The organism is Lewinella cohaerens DSM 23179, from assembly GCF_000379805.1.
GTDB classification, from domain to species: domain Bacteria; phylum Bacteroidota; class Bacteroidia; order Chitinophagales; family Saprospiraceae; genus Lewinella; species Lewinella cohaerens.
In genome coordinates this window covers 1-24,566 of record NZ_KB903552.1, presented here as the reverse complement: position 1 = coordinate 24,566, position 24,566 = coordinate 1, and the positions used below count along the sequence as shown (strand labels likewise).

Sequence of the window (24,566 nt, the reverse complement as noted above, 5' to 3'; positions counted from 1 at the left end):
TAGGTAGATCAATGTGTCAAATAGTCAAATCGGAAACTAATCAGGAATAATGCCCTTAACATAGCCGGGCTTATAGGCTTTCCATTTTTCCTTTACCCCTGGGTTGATGTGGTGCAATAACTTAAGACCTGCGTCCCATATTTTTTTCTCTGGTGACACATCCCAGTCGTCTCTTTTTGGGGATCCTAGCTTAGGAACCAATTCGAAATACTCTTGAATGGCCATGAGAATGAAACGATGAACCTTTTCGTTGAGCAGGGGAGTCACCGCTGGTTTTGTTTTTTTGGACTTCGTCTGCTTGAGTGCTACTTCTCCACCCAAATAAAAAAAGCCACCCAGAACGCCCATCAGATTAGCACTTTTAGGCATATCTGGGATTTTATCGATAGCATCTTGCTTGCTCTGATTGTATTTTCTCTGCAATGCGTTGAACTTGATCCCTTCATCTGGCTGACTGTAATAGCAACTCATGTGGCTGCCTCCAGTCGCGATGATTCCGGCGCACATATGACAAGGCTCTAAGGTGGAGTATACGATCGGCTTGTCCTTGTCGGCAAGGTTTGCCCCGATCTCTGCTCCGTCGATAGAATGTTTGCGATAATTAAGCATCAAATTAACTTCTCCGTGTAGGGTGGAGTTTCTCGATCCTGATCCTGTATTGATACCCCAAGCCAGAATTTCGTCCTTAGGGCCTCGGAGTACGGAGCCTATGTTGTGGCCTTTAGGGTACTTTTTATTCTCTCCGCGTTGGGTGGCGGCTTCTCCAACAATGGCCCAAGCTAGTTTATTGAAAATTTCGTGCCTTAATGGGGTGTCTTCCCTCGCCCCGGGAGAAGGTAAATTAGCAGGTAAAGTAAGATCTGGAAATGCGGTATAATGACTTAGCCGTGTACTTTTGTTAAACTGATCATACATTCGGAATGCTCTAGAGCCAATCGTTGAGCTATCCTTTTCTGCTACAGGAGGACGGGTGGTGATTTCTTGCAGCCAATCCGAAGGTGATTTAGTGCCAAGTTCGGGTAAGCCGACTTCTTTTTCTCCAGATACTTTTGTGTATGCTGTCCCATCCCAGGGTGGATTTTGGTCGGTTATGTTCTCCAGTTTTTGTATGGTCTTATTTCCGGTATTGAAGAAATAAACCGCTTTTACCCTTTGCATGATACACATGCCGAGGCTTTTTTCATCCGTATCTGCGGGGTAAGAAGTAGCGATAAAATTGCCGTATTTGGCATTTTGTAAAACATTGATAATCGCAGAGCGCGCATCATTGGGAGACCGTTCATCCCCCACCCCAATAGCTGTAATCTTTCCATTCTCTTCGAACCTGATGGCAACCTCTTTACCGGCCTGCCTTGCGCTCTCCGCCAGGGCAAAATATACAGCAGCTTCTTTTACGGAAATAGGCATGATGATCGAATGAATTTTATGGTGTTAAATAGTTTTCTTGCTTTTCAGGTAATCCAGCTTACTTCGTATAAGCCGCATACCAGCCCACCAGTTTATCCTCTCGCTCCACCTCTTCCCGAGGGTCACCAAAGAGGATAATTTCGGTTTTACCCACCGGTGGGAAAGACACGACGAAGAATTTGATTACGATGTTCTTCAGTTTAAGCAGGTAGCCTACTTGCTGCCGTTCTTCCGGCGTCATATCCTCCACCTCTTTGGCAACAATAGGGTAGCTTACAAACTGAATATGCTTGAAGGCGATCTTTAATACGCCCTGAATACTGATTTCTTTCTTGCCCCCCGAAGACCCGGGGAGTTTCAGGCCGATATACAGCCCTTCTTTTCCTGGCTTCCAGGCGGCCATCACGCCCACATTTAGGCCTGCGCCCCCGGCTAGGGAACCGATGCTGCCCATGTTCAGGTCGAAGACCAGGCCGTACCAGTTGCTGCCTATATCGTCTTTGGTGAGCGTAGACTGCAAACCTGAACGCACCGGCATAAAGCCGCTATTGGCCAGTGCATTGGCGTCGTTCTTGACGTAGCGGAGGGTTTTGAACTTGAGTGGAAATTTCTCGTACAAGCTGTGCTTGCGCCAACCACTGCGCTTGAGGTCATAGGCTACCTGGTTGGGGTTGAAGGAGAATGTCTTGTTGCTTACGTCTCCTGTCACTTCGTGCAAATCGAAAGCCATTACTACCTGGAGGTTACTCATATTGAGGTAGTCTGGCTCGCCCGCTTGATCCGTTGGTTGCGGTGCTCCTGCTATTTCCTGCTGCGGGTAAGCCCCAAAGGAGAGAATATCCAAGCCTTCCAGGTAAGCAAACCGCATCCGCCCCCAAAGCGAGAAGCGGCCTTTGATGGCCAGCTTGTTGTTTACCGCAGCCCCAATCGGATCGGTAGCAAATTGGGCTTTCACAATTTCTACCTCCTGGATCACCTTACCCGACAACTGGAAGCGGTTGGCACCACTGAAACCGAAAGAGTAGGTGGTTTTACCGTTGTGTTCTTCCGCCACCCCTTTTAACCTAAGAATATTTCGGCCATTGGTGCTGTTGAGTAGCTGGGTTGGCTCATCAAAGAGCTTGTCGAGAATCAAGAGTACTTCAGCAGCAAAATCCACAATCTGGGAATTCTGGAAGATTACCGTCAAGAAACGAACGTGGAAATTGTAGCCACTTTCGTCGGCCAGCGGGATGTTATTGTTGTTGTAATCAATCAGTCCAAATAGAGAGGACTGTTGCGGCACCAGCGCCGTTCCTGTAGAATGTATCTGCGTCACCTCAATGCCCACGTACTGAGAGAAAAATTTGTCTTTATCGATTCCGGCAGCCAAGGCTTTAAGGCTGTCGGGTAAATTGCCCAGCGGTATATCCACGTTGAAAGCAAGGATGCCCGACCAGCCTGCATAGGTAGCGGCTCGGGCCAGTACCTCGTACTTACGCCGCTCTTTGGGGTCGGCACTTTTCCCCGACTCGATAGCTTCTGTAAGCAAGCGCTTCAAGGTTCTGCTCGTCTTGGCTTGATTCTCGTTAAACTCACCAGCAAAGGACCACATGCTGGGATCATCTACCAGCTCGATGAGGGGCTTGTCGTGAAATTTGAAGATCACAATGGTGCCGTTTTTGTCCCAGTGCTTGATGGCTTCGCCACTCGTCTCCTCTTCTTGACCATAGGGGCCCAGCTCAAAAATCCACTCCCCAATGGTCAACCTGTTGGTTGCCTTTACTGTTTTTCCCTGCGCTGTAGCAGCTTGAATATAGAGATCCAGTTCTGCGGTAGAAAAATAGTCTTTGAGCGAATCCGGATCAGAAGCAACCATAAATAGCTGGTTCGATTGCAAACTGGCCTTAAGTGCTGACCCATGCTCAATATTCACCAGCTTAACCTCCTCGTTTTCGGTGTCTTTGGCGATCATCAATTCCTGAATCTGCATGAAATTCTTCGGGTAGCTCGCCAGTAAACCTTGAGGGGTTGCTCCCTGATAGATTATTTCTTCTTCACTCGACTCTGTACCTACAGGTACTAAAGGGGTAATGTTGTTTGAAACAGCGGAAATACTTTGAATTCGATCCCTTCGAAAGTTACTGATCAACTGGATTTCCAGCTGCCTCAAGTCTGTAAGTTTTTGCGAATCTACAAAGCCATAGGGCAACATCGGAAACGCTAAAGCATTGGTGTTGCTTTTTTGTAAAAGATCAGCCTCCTGGCTAGTCGTAAGGCTGGCCGGCAAGCCCACGGAAGGCACTTCCATAAAATCAAGAAACTGGGTGCTCGATTTTTCTGCTTTGTACAAAATAGCCTGATCTGGCTGGGCATAGTATACTGCGCCTTCAGGATCAGTTACATAAATCCAGGCCGTAGTGGCTGCTGTAGTTAGTATATTGCCGTCGGCACCATCCGCTAGGGTAGCCGCTTGAAGCGTTGTTCTCAGCCATTCTATCAACTCTTCGACAATCTCCAGATTCATGTACTCAGCGATGGCTTTTTCTGTGAATTGGTAGCCGGGAGGGAAATAATCCAACCGGATGATGTTCAGGATTTCCTCGCGTTCATCATCCGTGATGCCCATTGCTTCATTGGCTTCTCCTTCTTGCTTGTCTTCAATGAGCATGTCAAGGTCGGTGGTATTTGCAGGAAGCGTCCTGGAGGAATAGGACTCGAGAATTGTTCCCAGATCACGCATCAATGCCTCCACCGAAACATAGTTAGGCAAGTAGGCCGGTTGATCGGCAATACAATGCAATACCGAGCCCGTATCACCGGATATTTTGATGTACTCTACCCCTGAAATTCCACAAATTAAACTATCCTCATGGTTAACATCTACCGATAGGTCTGTGTGGTAGCGAGGTACTCTCAGGTTAAAAGCACCACTCGGCGTGAGATAAAAAGCTGCTGCCTGGTCTTCGGACAGTAATTTATTCGGGCGGGTAGCAAAGACAAATTTACTGGTAGCGGTGGGTATGATGTGTGCGGTGTAGCCCAGGTTGGTACGAAACCCCGTAGGGTACCCCAAGTCCCTAAAAGTGTCCACCGTTGGATCGTCGTCAACAATGATCTGTAAGCCGAAAAAGCTGCGATCTGGATGTTGCGGATAAAGGAAATCCAGGCTTACCTGAAAATCAATACTATCGCGGTAGTAAGACTCGCCGAGAGCATAATCGCTTTGTTCTGTAAAAAACGGATAGCGATGCGAACTTACGTAGAAGTTGTCTCCACTTTCCGGAAAATCCGGGTCGCGCATAAATAAACGTATACTCAGATCAAGTTTTGCTAAAGCTGGATAACCATAGGTACCTAAATGATCATCGACTTCTTTTTTCACCTTCAAGTTGAATTCAATACATCCTGCTTGTGCCCCCTGCATGGGTAGGTTCACTACATCGGGAATATCGTACAATCGATAATGGCCAAAATTAGTTGCCAATTCAAAAGCCTGTGGATTTTGTCCTGAGCGGTGAAACTCCAACTTGGCACTATTAAAAGCAACCGTGGTCCGAGCAGCTATGGAAAAGGAATAATTGCGGATATCTAAATAAGCAAGCTGGCTTACTTCTACCCTGTTTCCATTCGCAAGCGTGGAAATACTATTCGTCTGCCAATCTGCGAGAGATGCCAGTGGGTTTTCCAGCCACAATAAACTGATATTTCCGCGAAGGGGAGCGTTAAGATAATTCGCCAGTTTTCCCTTAAAAACATCATTATCAATAGTGCTATAAGCTGCTTTTATAAACAGGAAGGCTCCAGTTTGGCTGGCCCAGCGGCTAGCCAAATCGGCAGTGGTTCCCGTCCCATACCAAGCAAGCGTATAGGCTTGATCCCCATCAAAACCGGGTACTTCTTCTACCTTCGACAATACCGCCGCGCTGAATTTCCAATTATTTGCCATGACTTGAATTATTAGAAATAAAAGCGATCACCCTTGACCAGTGGGAGGTCCAATGCATCCATTTGATTGACAGCTTGGGCGTTTTGTATATTGACAAAACGGTAGGCTGGCGTGCTGTTTACTCCCTCGTGAACCAAGCGCAGCGGTTTGCCAATTTTTAGGAAATTTGACAAATCCTGGGTCCCAATTCCTGCCTGGGGAATGTCGTCGAAGCGTTGAATCAATTGCCGAACGGTCGTACCTACAGGTACCCGGATGGCTTGGTCACGAACAAAGACCTGTATCTCCGGGGTTATCACTGCCTTGCCCCGGAAGAAGAAGCTGGCCCCTGTGTCGGGCAGAATATTGGCGTCGGCATCGAATTTATCCGTGACCTGGATCATGTCTGCTATGCTATCCGTTCCGATAATAGTCGCGACACGTTCGGAGCCCAGGCCCGTAGATGGGTTTAGGGGTAAAAACAAGCGATAAATCGCTTTCCTGTTTTCCGTCTTCAATAGATCAAAAATACCACCAGCTCCTCTGCTGGCAATATCAACCGACCCTTCTGTTTCTAATTGAGACAGGAACGGATCAAAACCCAGACATTGCTCGTAGCTGCCATCGTTCAGCTTTCGGGTATAAGTCCCCAGCTCTACAAAGGTGCTGCCGCTGCCCGTAAAACCGCGCTCTGCCGATTGGTCAGATGCTTGAACAAACTGGTAATTTTGGAAATCAATACGCAGGCGCATACCCGAGTGAAGATCGATGTACCCTTTGGCTTTATTCCAGCCGTAATAATAGGCCAGAAGTCGATCATAGGATAGTGGCAGGCGTTCGGCAATTCGGCGTTGGACAAGCTGAATACCAGCCACACTGACGTCTTCCTGATTCGCTAAGTCGTTGATAAAAGCAAGATAAGCTTCATCAATTTCAAGCGCGGATTTGTTTTTAATATTGATGATCAACTTACATTCATCAGCGGTTTGATTGAGCCAGAATATGCTACTGGCACCACCAATATCAGCAGCAACGGGGAGAATCATAGGAGTGATGGTCTCCATGGTTTCTGGTTCACTATCCTTACTGTTTAGGTAAATCCTGGGTTGATCTGTACCTATTGCCAGATAGTATTCTGCGGCTTGTTTACCCGTTTCGCTGAACAGCTCGTGGATGCTCGACTGAATGTTGTTATTTATGTACCCCAGGATCGAATTCTTGTTCGGAGGAGGGGTGAAGAGGGTGAATTCTGGAATCTCCGTTTGTTGTTGTACTGCTTCTTGGTCAATCCAGCTGAAGTTGCTGTTTACTTTGGTCATTAAACCATTTTGACTCACCTCCAGGCCCAAATCAACGTTTAATAATTGCTGGTTTAGTTGGGCGCCATCATTAAGCACCTCACCTGTTTGCGGATCAAGGATTGTGGGGATGACCAGATCGAAAATCATCGGAAACGATATTTCTGCCAGCATGCGGAAGTCACCAGTCGTTCGGGAAGCATGCAGCGCGGTTGTTTCCTCCAACCATTTTCCGGATAAAACCAAATGCGCTGTTGTAAGACTCAATTGAGGCGTTTCCACCAGCATATCGGCGAACAAATCAAAAGCACGGAAGCGAATGGCAGGTAAGATGACAAATTCTTGGTCGCCGGTAGATCGCAACTCCCATTTTGATTCACTCCTTCGTGAAACCTTTAAGGTAATCTGGGTAAACTCAACGGCCCCAAGTTTGTCCAATTGTATCTCTACAGGACTTTCCTTTTGGATTAATTCCAGGCGGGGATCGTTACTTACTGTGGCAAACTTAGTGGTACTTCCACGGCCCTGGCCAACCAACATTGGCACCTTGCTTTCCCAAAACGATGCTACAGCCTCCCCGGCTAGTTGCCATTGATTATTACCGAATCCTCGCCATTGCAGATGTATGTTTCCTATTTTTAATTCGGGGCGAATCGCAAATTCCCGATCATCAATATCTATTGAGATACGCGGTTGAGGCTGGAGGAGTTCCAGCTTGGCAGGAAGCATTATATCCAGGGGTTCCGGAGCGTTGGCAATGCTAAACATTCCTTCAATTTCAACGCTTGGCTGATCAATGCTGGCTATTTCTTCTTCGGTCATCGCCCGAGTGTGGATAGCCAAACCGTGGTACTCTCCCAACCAGGCGTTGTCCTCCTTGGTAGCGTTGCCAAGCGTCAGCAGCAGCCCTTCTTCTCCGGGCTGCACCTCACCATTCACTGATCTGGCAGCGAGCAAGCTACCGTTAACATATAATTTCTCTGCGCCACTTTCATCATGTGTGAATACCAAATGACAAAGGTTTCCCGTCAAAATCGAAGGGCCCTCAAAAGCACCAATAGTGGTGGTGTAAGTACCGTTAACCAGTATATTTCCCGCACCATTCTGAGAAATATCTAAATAGTTTTCGCTGGACCTTCCTTTTGGATTGCCCATCGACAGGATTGTTCCTGATTTATTTCTACCTGAGGCGGTAGGGGTAATCCATAATTCGAAGGTGAAAGCCTTGCTTTCGTGCATCTCTCCAGGTATCCGCTGAAAGAAGGGTACGGAGACGGCTTTACTTTTCTTAATCAACTTAATACCACCTCCGGCTATTCTAGAAACATTGGCGACATTCAGGTGCAAGCGTGGAGCAGCCGTAGCATTGTCGAATACAATATCTTTCAGTGACTCCGAAAAGTTATATAACAAAATCAGTTTTTCCCAACGCTGTACATTCGTATTTACATCAACCTTCGATAAGGTAGCCGTACCTATCGGGGGCAGTTCAAGCGTCTGTGGTTTTTGTACTAACTGAAAGTGAAATCCTTTGCGATCGAGCTTGCCCTCTAATCGGAGCGTTGACTCCATCAGCGTCATATTAAGATTTGCTTCCGATACTTTTAATGGCCCATCAGCATCTTGTTCGAAAACTACTTTCAAGTCGGAAAAGTGTGCATTTGAAAACTCACCGATGGTTCCCGTATGCTCTACGGTGAGCGTAAGGCCCTGCTGATTCAAAGCAAAGTTAGCTGAACACGAAGCAGAGCTTGGAGATACCAAAAGGTTGGCAAAAATCACATGTCCGCTTCCTTTTAGCTGATTCGATTGACGGCTATTTCGGGCAAAGAAATCTTTAGGGCCCAAATTCATTTTCGCTATCTTGAAGCCATCCGTATCTATAAAGAAAGGAGTAGGTACAGTGGCATTGGAAAGGTAAACAACTCCCGTTGCGATAAGGTGTGGGTTTGCCATAATGGGTTTACATTTAAGTGCTCCTTGGATATTTGAATTTGCATCAAACGCCAGAAAAAAGTCCTCTAATACTCAAAATATGGTTCCTTCTGAAAATGCAGAAGCTTAGAAACGCTGTGTTGAAGGGAGATCGTAAAACGAGTAGACAACTTTGAAATACGCGCTACCGAACAAGGCCCGCTGTTACCTACTTTTTTACTTGAAGCTTTTTGTACAGGCATCTGCACAAAAAGAAAATTGGATCAGTTTTTATGTAAAAACTACTCAATAATAGGAATAAAATTCAACATATCTTTCATTTCACAGTCACAAATTTCACCCAGCAAGAAGAACAATCAATTATTCCATCAAGAGAGGGCGGCTTTGGTTATTCCTGAATTGGCAAGGTTTTTATTCGGGTTAGGCAAAACGGACGAGCGCTTAAAGCAGGATTATACTATCTTAGGCTTCCTGTAACTTTAGACCTAATTATTGAAGTGAGCGAGCATTATCTACCGCTTGCTTCTAAACCAAAGGCGGTATGCTGAACACCCTTTTCTCATCAAAACCCTTACCAGGGGTACTATTGCTGCTACTGCTCTACAGCTGTGGGCAATACCAGGGTAGTGATTTTGAGCCTCAGTTGTTGCGCCAGCTAACAGCGGAAGGGTTAGTCACCTACGCTGATACCAGCAGCGTACTGACCAGGGTAAGGGCCATGGAAAACCCCAGTCAGCAAGTGGATAGCCTTCTCCATTTTGCCGAATGGGTAAAAAACTACGATGAGGATGCTACTTTGCGCTACGCCCAGTTGGCCTATTATATTTCTACCGAAAACAATTGGAATATTCCACGTGGCATCAGTGCCAACAGGCTGGCTTGGAGTAAAGGAAAACGCGCTAAGTACGGTGAAGATGTGGAGGATGCCTTAGTCGATGCTCAAATCAGCAAACGCCTCCTGACCAAGCATAAATATCCTTACTGGGAAGTGGATGTGAGCAACCTGCTGGGGTACCTGTACAATCGTCAAGGAGAGCAGGATTCAGCCCGCTTCTATTTTACCAGAGCCTTGGAACTGACCCCTCAATTATCGCTTGAGCAGGAAGTCGCCCAAAAAAACAAGGCCATGATTTTGCACAACCTCGCCACCACCTATTCCAGCACCGACTCCATAGCAGAGCAGGCCTATTACGAGGAAAGCGACCGCATCTTTCAAGACCTGGACAACTGGGAAAACCGTACCCGACTGTGGCTGGACTGGGCAACTTTTTACATGGACACCAAGAAACAATTCCAGCAGGCAGATTCCCTGCTTAATTTTTGCCTCACTTACGGGCAAGCTAACAAGGACCAAGACCTCCTGGTGCGCGCCTACCAGCGGCGAGGGTATCTCTATCGGCTCAAGTTCAACCAATCCGGTCATCTTACCGATTTTGCTATTGCCGTCGAACAATTGAAAAAAAGCCTGACTTTGCCGAGCGATAACGCCTATCGCACCTATCAGTTACTGGGTAACGTTTTTCAGGATAGTTGGGCCATTGACATTGACGAAAGCCACGCCGATTCTGCCATTTTTTACTACAAAAAAGCCATGCTCGGCGCTAAAGAAGAAGGCGGCATCAGGGTAATGGAAAGTATCAGTGAAGAGCTGGCCTATCTGTACAGCTACAGTGATGGACTGCATCAAGATGCTTTAGGCGAAGCCATTGGGCCTTTCCTCAATGAAAATTACACTGGTGTCGTTTATACCATCACGAATTACGCGAAAACGGCCTACCAGCGTATCAACCAGGTCGAACAACGCGACCTCCGAGTCAGCGCAGCGAACAAGCGACAGCGTCAGTTGATGATTGGGCTGACAGCATTGCTGACCGTGGGTGTGCTATTCGTAATTTTTCTGCAACGCCTCCAGAACCACCGACTGAAAGCAGAGATGGCAGCCCTGCGCGCCCAGATCAACCCCCACTTTATTTCCAATAGCCTTAATGCCATTGAGCATCTGGTGAACAAAGGAGAAGCCAGAAAAGCCTCTAAATACCTGGTGCATTTTTCTCGCTTGACTCGCCAAATCCTCAACGGATCAGCCAACAACATCATTAGCCTGGCCCAGGAATTAAAAACATTGAAGCATTTTTTAGCACTTGAGCAACTTCGTTTCAGCGATAAGCTGACCTTTAATATTGAGTACGACCCCAATATCCCCACCGAGGACATTGCGACGCCAGCATTGATCCTACAACCCTACCTTGAAAATGCTATCCTCCATGGCATCAAACCTAAACCGGAAGGAGGACACATCAACTTGTGGGTGAGGCAGGAAGAGAAGGTCCTCAAATTTGTCATCGAAGACAATGGCATTGGTCGCGAGGCTGCACGCAAGCAAAAAGAAGCGTCGGTCTTGCAGCAACAAAAATCAATGGGTATGGATATTACCCAACAGCGTTTAAAATCACTGGGACGAGTAAAAGGCCCTGCTTTACAAATAGAAGATTTGTACCATGACAATGGTGTTGCTGCCGGCACGCGGGTCACCCTCCGGCTGCCTTTAAAGTTGCTGAAAAACAATTACTCCACCCTTAAACAAAACCCATAATGGCTGAAGAAAAAAAGAAATCATCGACGGAGGTACCAGAAGAAAAGGACGGCAACCCCAGACCATTTCCGACCACCCTGCGTGATAAAAACGGCGTACAACCGCGTATTTTTGCCCTTCTGGTAGGCATCAATGACTACCAGGGTACCGTCACCAAATTGGGAGGCTGTATCAATGATGTTAACCTTACGGCTAATTATCTGCGCGAAAAATTTGGCAAACAGAAAGATGCGAAACTGATCGAAGCCAAGGAATCTGTAGATTTCACCGAACAACACGGCCGCCTACACCTTCGCATTCTGACCAACGCCAAGGCCACCTATGTGAATATCATCAGTGCCTTTGAAAACCACCTCGTCAACGGCGGTGGTACGGCGGATGATACTTTCTGGTTCCATTTTAGTGGCCACGGCACCGAGCAGTTTACCGCTGCCGAGTTTGCCAAACCGGTAGACGCCAACGGCAACGCCTTGCCTTCCCTGGAACCTAATGGCAAAGACCAAAGCTTGGTATGCTACAACCCCGAAGGTATCCAAAGCGACATCTTTCTGGCCGATAAAGAACTGGCAGCCATGATTGATACGCTCTACCATAGCGTACCCACCAAAGAGGGTGCTATTCCTCATATCGTTGTCTCGTTGGATTGTTGTCATTCCGGGTCAGGCACGCGCGATTTTCAGGAACCCGCCGGGTTTAAATCTCGTCATTTTGATTTCCTGCGGGGTGATGGTGTCACTAGCCAGAGCGTCCGCCCGCTGGACAGTTATTACAATAATTACTATAGCGACCAAATTGCCAACGGTGGACTATTGCGTATTCCCCAATCACGGCACGTACTCCTCTCGGCTTGCTCCAATGTGGAGAAAGCAGGCGACCTACCTGCTGGGGGCATCTTTAGCAGCAGCTTGATCAGTGTACTCACAACGGCAGCTACGGCAGCTGAAGTAGGGACGCTAAACTATGCCGACTTATTCAAACAGACCCGTTCTCAGGCGCGCTCCAAGCGCAATGCACAGAGTCCGCAGTTTGAGCCCATTGCTGGCTTCAATCCGCACACCGCCTTTCTGGAAGGCTGGACGCTGGGGAATGCTCAGGAATACGAAGTCGTACCCAACAATGATAAATGGTTTATTCGTTGTGGTGCCATTCACGGCCTCCCGACGAAGGTTGATCTCTCAGCACTGCCAGCAGGGGCTCCCCAGGAGATCATCATAAAAGTGTACAAGAAGGAGGGACGAGAATTTCTTGGTTTTGCCCTCGTCAAAAAGGTTGGGGTACAGGAAAGTGAGCTCGAACTATTGGAAGACCTTACTGGCAAGTTGGAGGCCATCAAACCAGATTCCGCTAAGCAAGACGACCTCGCCAAGGAGCCTTACATTGCGGAAATATTCCAGCTGCCGGGAGACCCCTTCTACGTTCATTTAGAAGGCTCTACCAATGCCACCGCCATGTTGCGGGAACAGTGGTCGGAAATCATGCACGAACAAGACCAGGATTTGTCAAAAAACAATATTCTCATCGCCGGAAACGCAGCAGAAAAACAGCAGGCCAGTGCACGCATCATTATTAATACCAAAGGTTACCAAATTTGGGACCTGACCCAAGATCGCCCCTGGACCTCCAACCCCATCGCAATAACCACGGAGGTAACAGAGAAAACCATTGTGGAAATGACAAAAGGGCACCTCCGAAAAATTGCCCGCTGGACCAGGCTACTGGCCCTCAAAAATGAAGCCTCAAAAATAAAGGATGATTTTAAGGTGGAGTTATTTGTCATGGACTATGCCCAATGGAGCGCGACGGGGAAGGTGAATATTTTTGAAGGAGATGGTTTAAATATGGCCGAAATTTATAAAAATTCGAAAAAATTCGATCAATTCCCGGTAGAGCTGCAACTACCTACCGAAAGCTTTATCACGCCAGACAAGGCAGAAGAAATGGGTTTGGAGTTAGAAGACGACACTATTCTTTTTGGCTTACGGTTGTACAGTAACAAAGAAAACCGTTTTTATTATCTCTACGATTTTAAAAGCAATGCCGCTATTGACTTCGTACTCGACAAAGAGCTGAACAAAAAAACGGACCAAGCGGGCACTGATCTTCTCGACTTGACGCCCTTCTCCATGGCGAGATCCGAAGCAAAAGGTGTTTTGCAATTGAAACTTCTGGTAACCCAAAAACAACTCTTGGACAAGGAACTGCTGGTACAATCCGGTCTGGATGCTGACAAAAGTATGGGCCGTCTAAAACGCGCTGGATCTACCGATGGTTGGGATGCACGAACACTCAAGCTGACGATTGTTCGGCAGTAAGCTGTACTTTCGGCGTTTTGCCGAAAGCCCTGAGGGGGTAAAAATATTTCTCTATAAGCATCTATCTTTGTACCATGAAATTTTCCGACTACCCCCTTTCTCCCGAGATAAAACAGAATATCGAAGCGCTGGAATACCGACGCCCAACGGATATCCAGTATAAGGCTATCCCACTCATTCTAAAAGGAGCAGATATATTGGCTGTTGCCCAAACAGGCACAGGAAAGACCGCGGCTTTTGCGATACCCGTTTTGCAAAAACTACAAAGTTTCAAGGAACGCCAACGTAGGAAAGATGGTATCAAATGCCTGGTCATGGTCCCTACTCGGGAGTTGGCGCTACAGATTACCAAAGTGTTTCAGGAATTAGGAAAAAATACCGGCGTTAAGATTTATGGATTGTTAGGCGGCGTAGAACAAGATCCGCAGATTGCCACGCTCACCAAAGGTGTAGATGTATTGATCACTACTCCAGGGCGGATGTTTGACCTCAGTCATCAGGGCGTATTACGCCTGGAACGAGTAGAAATGCTCATTGTTGATGAAGCCGACCAAATGCTGGGCTTGGGCTTTCTGAAGGATGTGCAAGATGTGCTCAGGCTGCTGCCTAAACGCAGGCAAACCCTCTTCTTCTCGGCTACTATCGACGATGAAATCAAATCCTTGGCCCATTCGTTGACCCAGCAGGCCATTCGTATCCAAATTTCGCCCAAAGATCCCGTTTCAAAAAATGTAGATCACTCCGTGCTCTTCGTAGAAATGGATGATAAACGCTTTTTCCTAGAGCGCGTCCTCAAAGAGCAACCGGAAGGCAAAATGCTCGTTTTTGTTCGTACCAAAGTACGTGCAGAGCGGGTACAAAAAGCCATGGAGCGAGTAGGTATTTCCAGCTTAATCTTGCATGGCGATGTAGAACAATCAGAACGAATTACTACCCTCGCTGCCTTTAAAGCAGGCAAAGAACGCTTACTCATTGCAACCGATGTGAGCGCACGTGGTATCGATATTTCCAATATCACCCACGTTATCAATTACGATTTACCCACCGAAGCAGATCAGTATGTGCATCGTATTGGCCGTACCGGACGGGCCAAACAAAGGGGGATAGCCTACTCCTTTTGCGCGCCTGGGGAGAAAGCATTGCTGCACGCTATTCATTCCTACACCGGCTACGAAATCAAGATTCTCGACCTCGATCGGGCCGATTATCGCGAAACGCTAAAGATGGCCGAAGAAGACCAGTTTGGTATAAAAGAACTCATGAAAGCGACGGAGGAAGCACTCGCGCTAAACAAGAAAGGTAAATCAAAGCGCCGGAAAGGGAAGAAGCATTAGTGCCTTTTGGCCCTAAAACTGGTAGTAAACCGTAGCTTGGGCTTCAGCCCGAGCGTTGTCATTACACTCGGGCTGAAGCCCAAGTTACACTAGCCTATACTGAAGGTGCGCACCGAATGCACTGATTTCTACCATTAACAGAACCCCTAATTCACCACCATGCCTACTCAAAAAATAACCCGCACCAAACTTCCCGGCGCCCTCAAGGCACACGCAATTCTAATTGCCATCAACCGCTATGAAAATATCGGTGCCCACCTGCTGACACCACAAGCCGATGCCAACGCGCTCAAAGAAGCGCTAGTCAACTACCAGGGCTTTGACGAAGAAAATGTACACACCTGCTACGACCCGACGCGAGTAGAAATTGAAAAGTTTCTTGCCGAGCTAAAACAAGCAGGTACCATCAAATCCAAAGACGGTCTCTTGTTTTATTACGCTGGCCACGGTCTTGCAGGCGATATTGATGGCGCAGGCGCTGCTGGCTATCTGATGCCCAGTGACGTCAGCTTCTCCATCGCAGAACTCTCCAAAAATGAGACACTAATCAAGATGGAGTGGCTTTTTGAACAGCTGGAAGCCTTCGATTGTCACCATACCTTGGCCATCATGGATTGCTGTTTTGCAGGTGCTTTCCGGCGTATCAGCCGCACTCGAGCAAGTATGGGAGTCGGCTTGCGGCCCATGAGTAAAAAGCGATTCAATCGCTATCAGGAGAAACGCGCTTGGCAGGTATTAGCCAGTGCTGGCCCCGCCGAAAAAGCCGCCGATTTGATCAGCGAACGAGGAGAAGCCGCAGCTACCAATTCTCCTTTTGCCGAGGCACTGGTCGCCGCCCTCAGTGGCAAGGCCCGACCCGATTTCAAACCTGCGGGTAAAAATCTCGGCGATGGTATCCTGACCACTCATGAGTTATTCATTTACCTCCACGATGAAGTAGAACGGCGCACCCGCAAAGCAACAGCCTTCAAGCCTCAAAACCCCGACCTTTTCCCAATGGGTAAACACGATGGCGGCCAATTTATCTTCTGCGACCCTCGCCATCCAGAGAACGACCCCAAGTGGGACGAGCGCAAGCGTAAAAACCCCTACAAAGGGCTAGAACAATACGACCTCGAAGATGCAGACTACTACTTTGGCCGCACCAGCGATGTAGAGAACTTGCGGGCTATCATGGGGCTTTCTGCCCAAACAGAAGAAGAGGAGTCGCCAAAAAGCCCCACCCTATTAGTCCTTTCAGGGCCATCAGGTAGCGGTAAATCTTCTTTGATCAAAGCAGGGTTACTACCGACTTACCAGCAGGAAGGCTACGAAATTTTTCAATTCCGACCTGGTGATCGCCCCTGGTCAATGAAGCGGTACCAAGACCAGAAATGGGTAGAAGTAATGAGCGACGAGACCAAGCCTTTCCGGTTTGCACCGCCGAAATCAATGGACCAGATGCCGTCGTCGTCCTTCTTTGGTGAACGCCTTTTTTATCTAAACACAGGCAAAAAACAAGTCCTTTATCTCGATCAGTTTGAAGAACTGTTCACGACCTGCACCACTGAAGAGCAAGCCATCATCAACACTTACCTCAAAGAACTGTTTGAAGCGGCCGTTGCGGGCAATCTGCAAATAATCATCTCCATGCGTTCTGATTTTGAATGGCAGTTGGAGGTTTCTGAATTTGGAGCGCAATTTTGGGGTAAGCAGCAATCTTACTATGATTATTTCAAGCTGTATCGCCTCTCTACGCTGGGGCTTGATGATCTAAGATCGGCATTGGTGAATCCCGCGACTTTGTTTGCTTACGAATTCCAACAAGATGAAGCTGGCGACTTGGCAGATGCTATTCTGGAAGACCTCAACTACCTACCTAGTGCCCTACCATTGCTGTCTTACACCATGCAAGAGATGGTAACCCATACGGCTTCTAGCGAGCGCCTTTTCAAACGCACCGCCTACCGTGATAAGCTGGGCGGCGTGAGCGGTGCCCTCAGCAGGCGGATGCAACTCATTTATGATGGTTTTGGCGCTAAGCCAGCAGAAGAAAATCAAGACGCTGATCAAGCCCCTAACCCTAAGCAAGAACTCCTACGCCATGTTTTCCTGCGGATGGTAAGCCTTAGCGATGGCGAATACACCCGCCGTAGGGTATACCGTGACCAGCAGTTCGATGAATTACGCTTTGCGGATGACAACCAAGCCGTCAAGGAAATACTGGATGCGCTACGCGCGGCCAATCTCATCTCTACCGGCGGCGAAGCAGGTATCCGCTACGAAGAACTCATCCATGACTCCTTGATCAACACCTGGACGATGGGTAAAAAATGGATCAACAATTTTGGAAAAGAAAACCTGAGCTTACAGCGAGAGCTATGGAAAGCCGTAACAGATAATGCCAGGGCGGCGGCACCAAGCCCAAGGGGCTACGAAAAAGAACAGAACGAACAAGAACGTTCTTTGGTAGACCTAAATACCACCTTTAGCCGCCTCTGGGACAGTAATCCCAAATTACTCCAACTTATCAAGCAAGTCGCTGATGCTTCTCTTTTCCTACTGGAAGACAAGGACAACGTTTTTGTCAACGAGATGCTGGCAGAAACACCAGAGGAAGACAAAGCAGCCTTTCTTGAGTTTTGGCACGAATGCCATAGCCAACAAACCTTCCCCGACCTCAACTCTCTTATCCTTTCGGGGAATTCAGATAAAGTACTAACCGTTTTACTGGAACAGGGCAAGCATGGCCTCAACCAGGCGGAGGCGTCTTTTATCCAACAAAGTTGGCAAAAACGAATCGCGAGTATCATTGAGCTCAAGCGGCAAAAAGAACAAGTTATCCATGAAATGATGGGTGCTACCTGGCGAGCCACTTCTTTTCTGGATGACAAAGATTTTGGAAATCTCAAAGGGGTAAGAGATATCTATAACAATATTAAAGTCTTGATGGATCTGGATAAAATTCGGTCCATTTCACCTGTACCTGTCTTTTCAAGTGGGCCACATCTAGCGGGTTTTGAAAATAGTATTGCTGATTTTGGCCATTACAATCCGGCCTTTCTGGATTGGTTGACAAAATACGCTATTCCTGCACACCAGGACTCCTTTCTCCGTCGATTGACCATGCCGTTTTACACGAAATTCTTACAAGTGCAGATTCGGAATTTTTACAACATTTATAAGTACCACGCAAAAAACGATTACATCCTTCCTGCTATGGCAGAAGCTTATCTGGCTCAATCAGGGGATATTAGTGACGAAGACAAGAGTACTTTTTGGTTTTATTATAACTTTGTAGTGTCTGCTTCAACACCTCCTGAAATGCCTGAGGAGCGAGGCTTTGATAAAAACGAGACGGTTGCGTGGGTCGCTTGTGCGTTTTGGCTACGGCGAACCTTGGATGGCACGATGGAATACTTTCGGGCCATCTTGGAAAAAATGTTGCAGGCTTATGATCCGGAATGGTTGGCAGCGACAGATAAAATATGGGACTCCCCGGAAGACTATCGAAAAGAAGTAGCGACTAATAAGGAGGCAATAGCTAAAGAGGTCGTCGATATTTTGGAAAAAGCGGATAAATACGACATTGAGCACCTTGGTCAACCTATTTATTTCACCACTGCGCTATATCATACTTTCAAGCCGCTGCTGAGCTTGAAAAAACTCCAATCTTTAGCGCCGGCAGCCATTTTTATTAGCGGTCCGCATGGTGAGGAATTCAATCTCGATTCATCGGATGAATTTGGCAAATACAATCCGGAATTTATTGATTGGCTTCACCAAACGGCTATTTCTTTTAAGCAAAATAAGTTGTTGAAAAAGCTAGCGCAGGCCTTCTACAACCACAAGCTAAAAGACCTGGCCAGGGTATATTATTGGGCTTCCCAGTACTGGGAGGAACACCCAAGCGAAAAAGAACGTACCATCACAAAATACCGCTTGATTATTATCGACTATAACGCTAGTGGCTTTGATGTTAATCGGTGGCAAGAAGTGCGTTACCGGCTTTGGCAAGAAGATTCAACCTCAGAAGGCCCTTACAGTTTCTTTGCGGAGCGCAACAATTCATTTCAAAGTACCAGCCCACATATTATCAGTCAATATATTGCCCTGGGCTTCTGGATAAGGCGACATATGGATGGAACGGCAGAGAAATTCCAAGAATTGTTAGTTGAAATACTCCAAACTTATGATGCCCAATGGTTGTCAGAACAAGTCTAATGGCTTTAGTATAGCGTAGCTTGGGCTTCAGCAGGGTACAGTCCAAGCCATATTTTCAGCACAAACATTTAGTATTGCACACACAAAACAAATGAGCCCCTATCTGGCAGGCCAAGTAGAGGCTCATTTGTTTTTGTAAGAGGCTCCTCTGGGATTTTATCCCCGCAGCACCTTAAACTCCCGGAACCATCTTGCCAAACTCTCATCGTAATGATGAGCCGCATAGCCAGAACCGTTATAGTATCGCGCTACCGCTTTGAAGTCATCTGCGCTTGGGTCTAACTTTTGCACCGCCGGGCGTACGCGTGAGCTCAAAGTCAGAAAGCGGGCAATCGACGTAATCTGCTTGTCTAACGGCAACGTATACAACTCCTTGGCCGAAGAGGCCCCTACCCGATTGTAATTGAAGCCCATCACCTGGCCCAGGCCAAAACTCATGGATTGATAGCGTAGTTCAACAAGGTCTGTATTAGGGTGTTTTTTTGCCAATTTTGACAACCAATGCTGTTCAAATCTTGGGCGAACTACACCGGCCGTTTCTTGGCGGATAATTGCTAATATCCATTCAGGAAGGATGATGCGCCCGTTGGCGGCTTTTAGTTCCTTTGCCGCCTTTTCAGCAGCAGCGCCGTAGCGTTTATTAATTTCCCGGCAAGTGAGTCCTTTCTTATCGTGGAGGGCGTTAAGCTGGAAGATGGCTTCATCAAAATCGCCACAATTGACAGTGTTGGTATCGATGGCCTCTTTGGCCAACTCCAGCATTTTTTCAAGGGTCTTGATGTTTAATTTCACATCAGGAATACTCTTGATAAGCTTGCGGGCGGTCTGCCAGGAGCAATCATAAGTAAGTGTTTTCCGTGAAATTATGGATGACTCCAACTTGTTGTCAAACTCAAACTGGGCCAAGGCCCGGTTGGTGCCGCGACCAAAATCCCCATCAATCGAAAAGGAGCCTGAAGAAGAGGTGGAATATCCAAGAAAGATCAGTAATCGCTGAAAAGCACGGATAGAATCTTCTCCCGCCGACCGGCGATTAAGCGTCACATCGCCTTTTACCAAACGGTCCAGGTCTTTTTCCCAGTGTGGTGTAGCATTGGGTGGACTCAGTACTTGCTGAATTTTGGGGTCTTTAACTAGGTTTAACATGGTTATGGTATTTTAGATGCTTTAATAGCGAGGTAAAAAGATAGTGTTTTTTCGGTAAAAAAACGCCTAAGGGTATTGATTACAAATTACACCTTGTTGCCGCAGGATAAAAGAACCTCATGCCTGCCAGCTATAATGACAAGGTAACAGACAATAAATCAAGGATAAGTGGCAAAGCGTAGTCATGGACGCAAATTCAAAAATCTATATATTGTATCAGCATTTATTCTTGACCCTTATTTTGATGAACACTATGCACTATAAATATTTACTACTACTTGCCCTTTTTACTGAATATGTGAGTGCTCAGGAATACAACAGACCAACCCCACCAGATTTCCCAAGTTATCAGTTCGAATTGAATGAGCTTTCATTCCGGGGGCATTATTGCGCCAATTCGTATCAACTCAATGCCGCAACCAAAACGAACATGTTTATTCTTGATTCGCTAGGCTATATCGCCTGGTACAGAAAAGACCAACAAGAAACATCCTTCGACTATAAATACCATGAAGGAATAAACAACTTTAGCTCAATAACCTATAAGCCCGAAGTAGCAGCTGTGTTTTTAACCTATGATAGTGATCTTCAATTACTCGACACTTTGACAACCGCAATTAGTGATGAACGTGGTGACACCCATGATTTTTTGTTATTAGAAAACGGAAACAAGATCATCGGCACCTTGTACGACACCATCATGAATCTTAGCCAATACACATTTAATGGCATTACCGGATCGGTAAATACATCAGTACGAGGTTATGGCATCCAGGAATTTGATGAAGAACACCATCTAATCTGGCAATGGCACAGCACTGATTTTGTGCACCCCGAGGAATTCTCCGAAGGTTTGAGTTACTATTCAAGTGATTTTGATTATGCACATGGCAATTCATTTTCCCTCGATGATGATGGTGACTTATTGGTCTCTCTTCGTAATACATCTACTGTGTACAAAGTAGATAGACTTAATAGAACAGGCGAGATATTATGGAGATTAGGAGGAGAACGGAGTACCTTTAACATCCTCAATCCAGGCGATACTTTTAGTGCACAACATTCTGCAAATCGCTTATCCAACGGAAATATTGGTATTTATGACAATGGCAATTTAAGAGTACCAACACAGTACTCCAGGGCCGCCGCTTATGCACTCGATTTTTCAGATTCTACCGCTACCCTTGAATGGTCTTACGATGCAAATCAGAGTATTTACGCTTCTGCAATGGGAAACGCACAATGGCTAGGTGATAGCCTAGTCTTAATAAACTGGGGCTATGTTTTTCGCCCTAGTCCTACCTTTAGTCTTGTTAATCAAGCTGGAGATTTGCTCACTAGTCTTTACTTTGAAGACTCCTATATGAGCTATAGAATACAGGCCACCACATTGGGATTTGATCTTCCTCGGCCATTGCTAACCTATGATATTTCTGGTGATTCTATCGTTATTAGCGCTCCGGCAGGATACGCCGAGTATATTTGGTCTACCGGAGAAACTACGCCATCAATTACTGCCACTACAGATAGTGTTTATCAAGTTTGGGTGCCCCATGGCATAGGCATGGTGGGAAGTCACCCTTTAAAAACCAGTACCATCGTAGAAAACTCAGAGGCTCAAATAGCATCTTTCAAGGTATTCCCCAATCCAGCAACCAACCACTTAAACATTGCCATTGATTTTAATGACAATCATGTTTTCAGTGTAGAGTTATACAACTCATCTGGCCAGATGATTAAAGGGTTCAAGAAGCAAAATGATCATTTTAATACGGTTATAAAAACCGTTGATTATCCTCGCGGAATTTACTACTTGAAGGTAATAACAGCAAGCGGAGCGCTAACCGAAAAGATCATATTGCTTTAATTCCACCGCCCCCTCAAGCCCGTTTCCCAACCTTCTGCCCTTCAGGGCGAAACATCAGAAAAAGACCTACCAGCACAAAAGGAATACTCAACAATTGGCCGGTACTAAGCGCATTGCCAAAAACGGTTTCAAAACCTCCTTGGCTGGCTTTGAAATTCTCGATATAAAAGCGGCTGCCAAATACCAACACGAAAAACAAGCCTAGAATATAGCCTGGCTTTTTCCGCTTATCGGTATTCCAATACACGTAATAAAGAATCACAAAAGCGATAAGGTAAGTAATAGATTCGTACAACTGCGCTGGGTGCCTGGGCACATCATCTACGCGCGTAAAAACAAAGGCCAGGTCGCCATCAGAAGGCTTGCCCAGTATCTCAGAATTCATCAGGTTCCCTAAACGGATAAAGCAACCGGCCAGTGCTGTAGGCACTGCAACTTTATCCAAAATCCACAGCAAAGGTTTCTTGCTGATCCGGCGAGAGAAAATCCAAAGGGCAATCACAATACCCATCGCACCTCCATGACTGGCAAGGCCACCTTTCCATATCTGGTGAATTTCGCCAAGGTGCTGGCTGTAATAGTCCCAATCATAGAAAAAGACGTGCCCCAAGCGTGCCCCAATCACAGTACCGATCACCATGTACATGAAACACTTATCCAACCATTCCTCTGGTGCCTTCTCCGCAAGGAACATCCGGCGGACAATAAACAGCCCCAAAAGGAAGCCCAGTGCAAATAACAAACCATACCAGCGTAGGCTCAATGGGCCCAACTCGGCAATCTCTGGCGAAATACTCCATTCAATAGCAAGAAGAAAAAACTGCATAACACACCTGGGTTGATTGGACCATAAAGGTCGCAAAATATTCTAGCTTTCCTTATCTTTAAAGAATGATAAACCGCCGACAATTACTCCGCCGCAGCCTCCTAAGCGCAGGGGCGCTAAGTTTGGGCAATGCCATCCAAGCTACAAATAGCAGTATTCCATCCACCTCAAAACAGCTTTTTCAGCATTCTGCCTGCCGCTGGTGCTACCAGGACATCCCTCTTGAAGAGTTGGCTGAACGAGGCGTAGACATAGGTTTAAAAAGTATAGAATTATTGCGCCCGGAAGAATGGGCCATTGTACAAGCCAAGGGCTTAAATTGTGCCGTGGCTACCGATAGCTTCGCCAGCATCCCCAATGGTTTTAATAATCGCAAGAATCACGCCTCCCTTCAAGCAGCTTATCCGGCCTTGATTCGCAAAGCTGCCGATGCTGGCATCCCCAACGTCATCTGTTTCAGCGGCAACCGCAACGGCATGAAAGACGCTAAAGGCCTGGAAAACTGCGCCCGGGGCCTGGAGCCACTAGTTCGCGAAGCCGAACGCGCTGGCGTAACCCTCATCATGGAACTCCTCAACAGTAAAGTCGACCACAAAGACTACATGGCCGACCACACCGAATGGGGTGTTGCCCTCGTCAATAAGATTGGCTCTCCCAATTTCAGGCTGCTCTACGACATCTACCACATGCAAATCATGGAGGGCAACCTCATAGCTAATATTCAGGAACATAACGCGGCCATTGCGCACTACCACACCGGTGGCGTGCCCGGCCGTAGAGAGATCAATTCCAGCCAGGAAATCAACTACCCTGCCGTTATCCAAGCCATCAACAACACTGGCTATACTGGCTTCATTGGGCAAGAGTTTATTCCTTCTTATGATAGTAAGATTGAAGCATTGAGAGAGGGGCTGGGGATTTGTAGTTTGGGGTAGAAGGAGTTGGTGGAAAAGGAGAAGAAGAGCGAAAAATTCCAACTTCTTGACAAGAAGCTGCTAATTCTTGTTTATAAATATAACTAGTCTCGTTTTTTGCATCTCAAATAGGAAAAGTTAATAATTACGTTGTCTAATTATTTTTTTTCATATTGATTGAGGTAATAAAAATTTATTGACGATGACCAAGATTGAAATCGATAAAAACAATTTAGTTAATAAATTGATAGTAACTATTTGTGTAGGTGTGATAGGTTTTATTGGAGTTAATTATTTAAAGCCAATCTTTACGCAGGACGAGCCAATGACGAGTAGTGCCAATGAAATCATGTACCCTCTTAATCCCGTTATTAGTAAGAGGTCGACCGTTATATTCAGTCCAAGAGTTGATATTGGGACATATTCCAGTGATCTTGATGTAGAGGTAAATGGTATATTCTTCAAAGGTGTAGGTGAGTATTTCCCCAACTCTTTCCCGGCCCTTTGGAGTATAAATTTAGATCAGAGAAAAGATATTCAAAGTCAGTAGTGTCCGGTTAAAAAACAAGGAACCTTCATAAGGTTTCTGTTTATCAATAAGTTACAACGGTTTTCTTCGGAAACGATTTGAATCGCCTGCGAAGAAGGCCAAATTAGCGCCCAAAAGAGGGTAGCTAATGAATCGAGGTAAATATGTCTTTGCGCAGTTGATGAGTTTGATCAATCACAAAGAGTTTACCAAGTATGTTGACAAGTACGGCGGTAATTATCGAGTTCGCAATTTCACCTGCTGGCATCAGTTTTTGTGTATGAGCTTTGGCCAG

The 24,566-nt window shown here is 46.5% G+C and carries 13 protein-coding genes; 8 read left to right on the top strand and 5 right to left on the bottom strand.

All coding sequences use genetic code 11. The annotated features are described in order from the left end of the window. Nucleotides 1-36: 36 nt before the first annotated feature. From A3EU_RS30920 to A3EU_RS0117400, 3 genes are read right to left on the bottom strand one after another with little or no spacing between them, the layout of a single operon-like run. Nucleotides 37-1,407, bottom strand: coding sequence for a Bd3614 family nucleic acid deaminase (locus A3EU_RS30920; RefSeq protein ID WP_020537473.1), 1,371 nt, complete (start codon nt 1,405-1,407; stop codon nt 37-39). A 58-nt stretch (nt 1,408-1,465) separates the two neighbouring features. Beyond that, entirely contained in the window at nt 1,466-5,335 is a 3,870-nt protein-coding gene (locus A3EU_RS0117405) for a hypothetical protein (protein ID WP_020537472.1), read from the bottom strand. Between the two features lie 11 nt (nt 5,336-5,346). Continuing rightward, nucleotides 5,347-8,568, bottom strand: a complete 3,222-nt coding sequence (locus tag A3EU_RS0117400; protein WP_020537471.1) for a LamG domain-containing protein — start codon at nt 8,566-8,568, stop codon at nt 5,347-5,349. 520 nt (nt 8,569-9,088) lie between these two features. On the opposite strand from A3EU_RS0117400, the gene A3EU_RS33035 reads away from it, so the two are divergent. From A3EU_RS33035 to A3EU_RS0117370, 4 genes are all read left to right on the top strand, one after another. Continuing rightward, entirely contained in the window at nt 9,089-11,140 is a 2,052-nt protein-coding gene (locus A3EU_RS33035) for a sensor histidine kinase (protein ID WP_020537468.1), read from the top strand. Continuing rightward, nucleotides 11,140-13,452: a caspase family protein gene (locus tag A3EU_RS0117380; protein ID WP_020537467.1), complete on the top strand. Its 2,313-nt coding sequence runs from the start codon at nt 11,140-11,142 to the stop codon at nt 13,450-13,452. Before A3EU_RS33035 ends, A3EU_RS0117380 begins: the two co-directional genes overlap by 1 nt. Before the next feature lie 74 nt (nt 13,453-13,526). Next, nucleotides 13,527-14,786 carry a DEAD/DEAH box helicase gene (locus A3EU_RS0117375; protein ID WP_020537466.1) on the top strand — a complete coding sequence of 420 codons (1,260 nt, stop codon included), beginning with the start codon at nt 13,527-13,529 and terminating at the stop codon, nt 14,784-14,786. Nucleotides 14,787-14,945: 159 nt separating this feature from the next. Continuing rightward, nucleotides 14,946-18,989, top strand: a complete 4,044-nt coding sequence (locus tag A3EU_RS0117370; RefSeq protein ID WP_020537465.1) for a caspase family protein — start codon at nt 14,946-14,948, stop codon at nt 18,987-18,989. A gap of 156 nt (nt 18,990-19,145) precedes the next feature. Here the strand turns inward: A3EU_RS0117370 and A3EU_RS0117365 are convergent, their stop codons facing one another. After that, the gene (locus tag A3EU_RS0117365; protein WP_020537464.1) at nt 19,146-20,135 is read right to left on the bottom strand and encodes an N-acetylmuramidase domain-containing protein; all 990 of its coding nucleotides are present in this window, start codon (nt 20,133-20,135) and stop codon (nt 19,146-19,148) included. A gap of 184 nt (nt 20,136-20,319) precedes the next feature. Between A3EU_RS0117365 and A3EU_RS0117360 the strand changes: the two genes are divergently transcribed. Continuing rightward, entirely contained in the window at nt 20,320-22,002 is a 1,683-nt protein-coding gene (locus A3EU_RS0117360; protein WP_044086163.1) for an aryl-sulfate sulfotransferase, read from the top strand. A 13-nt stretch (nt 22,003-22,015) separates the two neighbouring features. Here A3EU_RS0117360 and lgt read toward each other — a convergent pair whose 3' ends face one another. Next, complete coding sequence (gene lgt / locus A3EU_RS0117355; RefSeq protein WP_020537462.1) at nt 22,016-22,828, bottom strand: prolipoprotein diacylglyceryl transferase; 813 nt, start codon at nt 22,826-22,828, stop codon at nt 22,016-22,018. Nucleotides 22,829-22,893: 65 nt separating this feature from the next. Between lgt and A3EU_RS0117350 the strand changes: the two genes are divergently transcribed. The 3 genes from A3EU_RS0117350 to A3EU_RS35550 all read left to right on the top strand — a co-directional run. Next, a complete protein-coding gene (locus A3EU_RS0117350) occupies nt 22,894-23,763 on the top strand; it encodes a hydroxypyruvate isomerase family protein (protein WP_020537461.1) in 870 nt (289 codons plus the stop codon). Between the two features lie 181 nt (nt 23,764-23,944). Next, nucleotides 23,945-24,292, top strand: a complete 348-nt coding sequence (locus A3EU_RS0117345; RefSeq protein ID WP_020537460.1) for a hypothetical protein — start codon at nt 23,945-23,947, stop codon at nt 24,290-24,292. A 127-nt stretch (nt 24,293-24,419) separates the two neighbouring features. Then, nucleotides 24,420-24,566 (top strand): DUF4372 domain-containing protein (locus tag A3EU_RS35550; protein WP_020537459.1); only part of this gene is annotated, 147 nt, incomplete at its 3' end.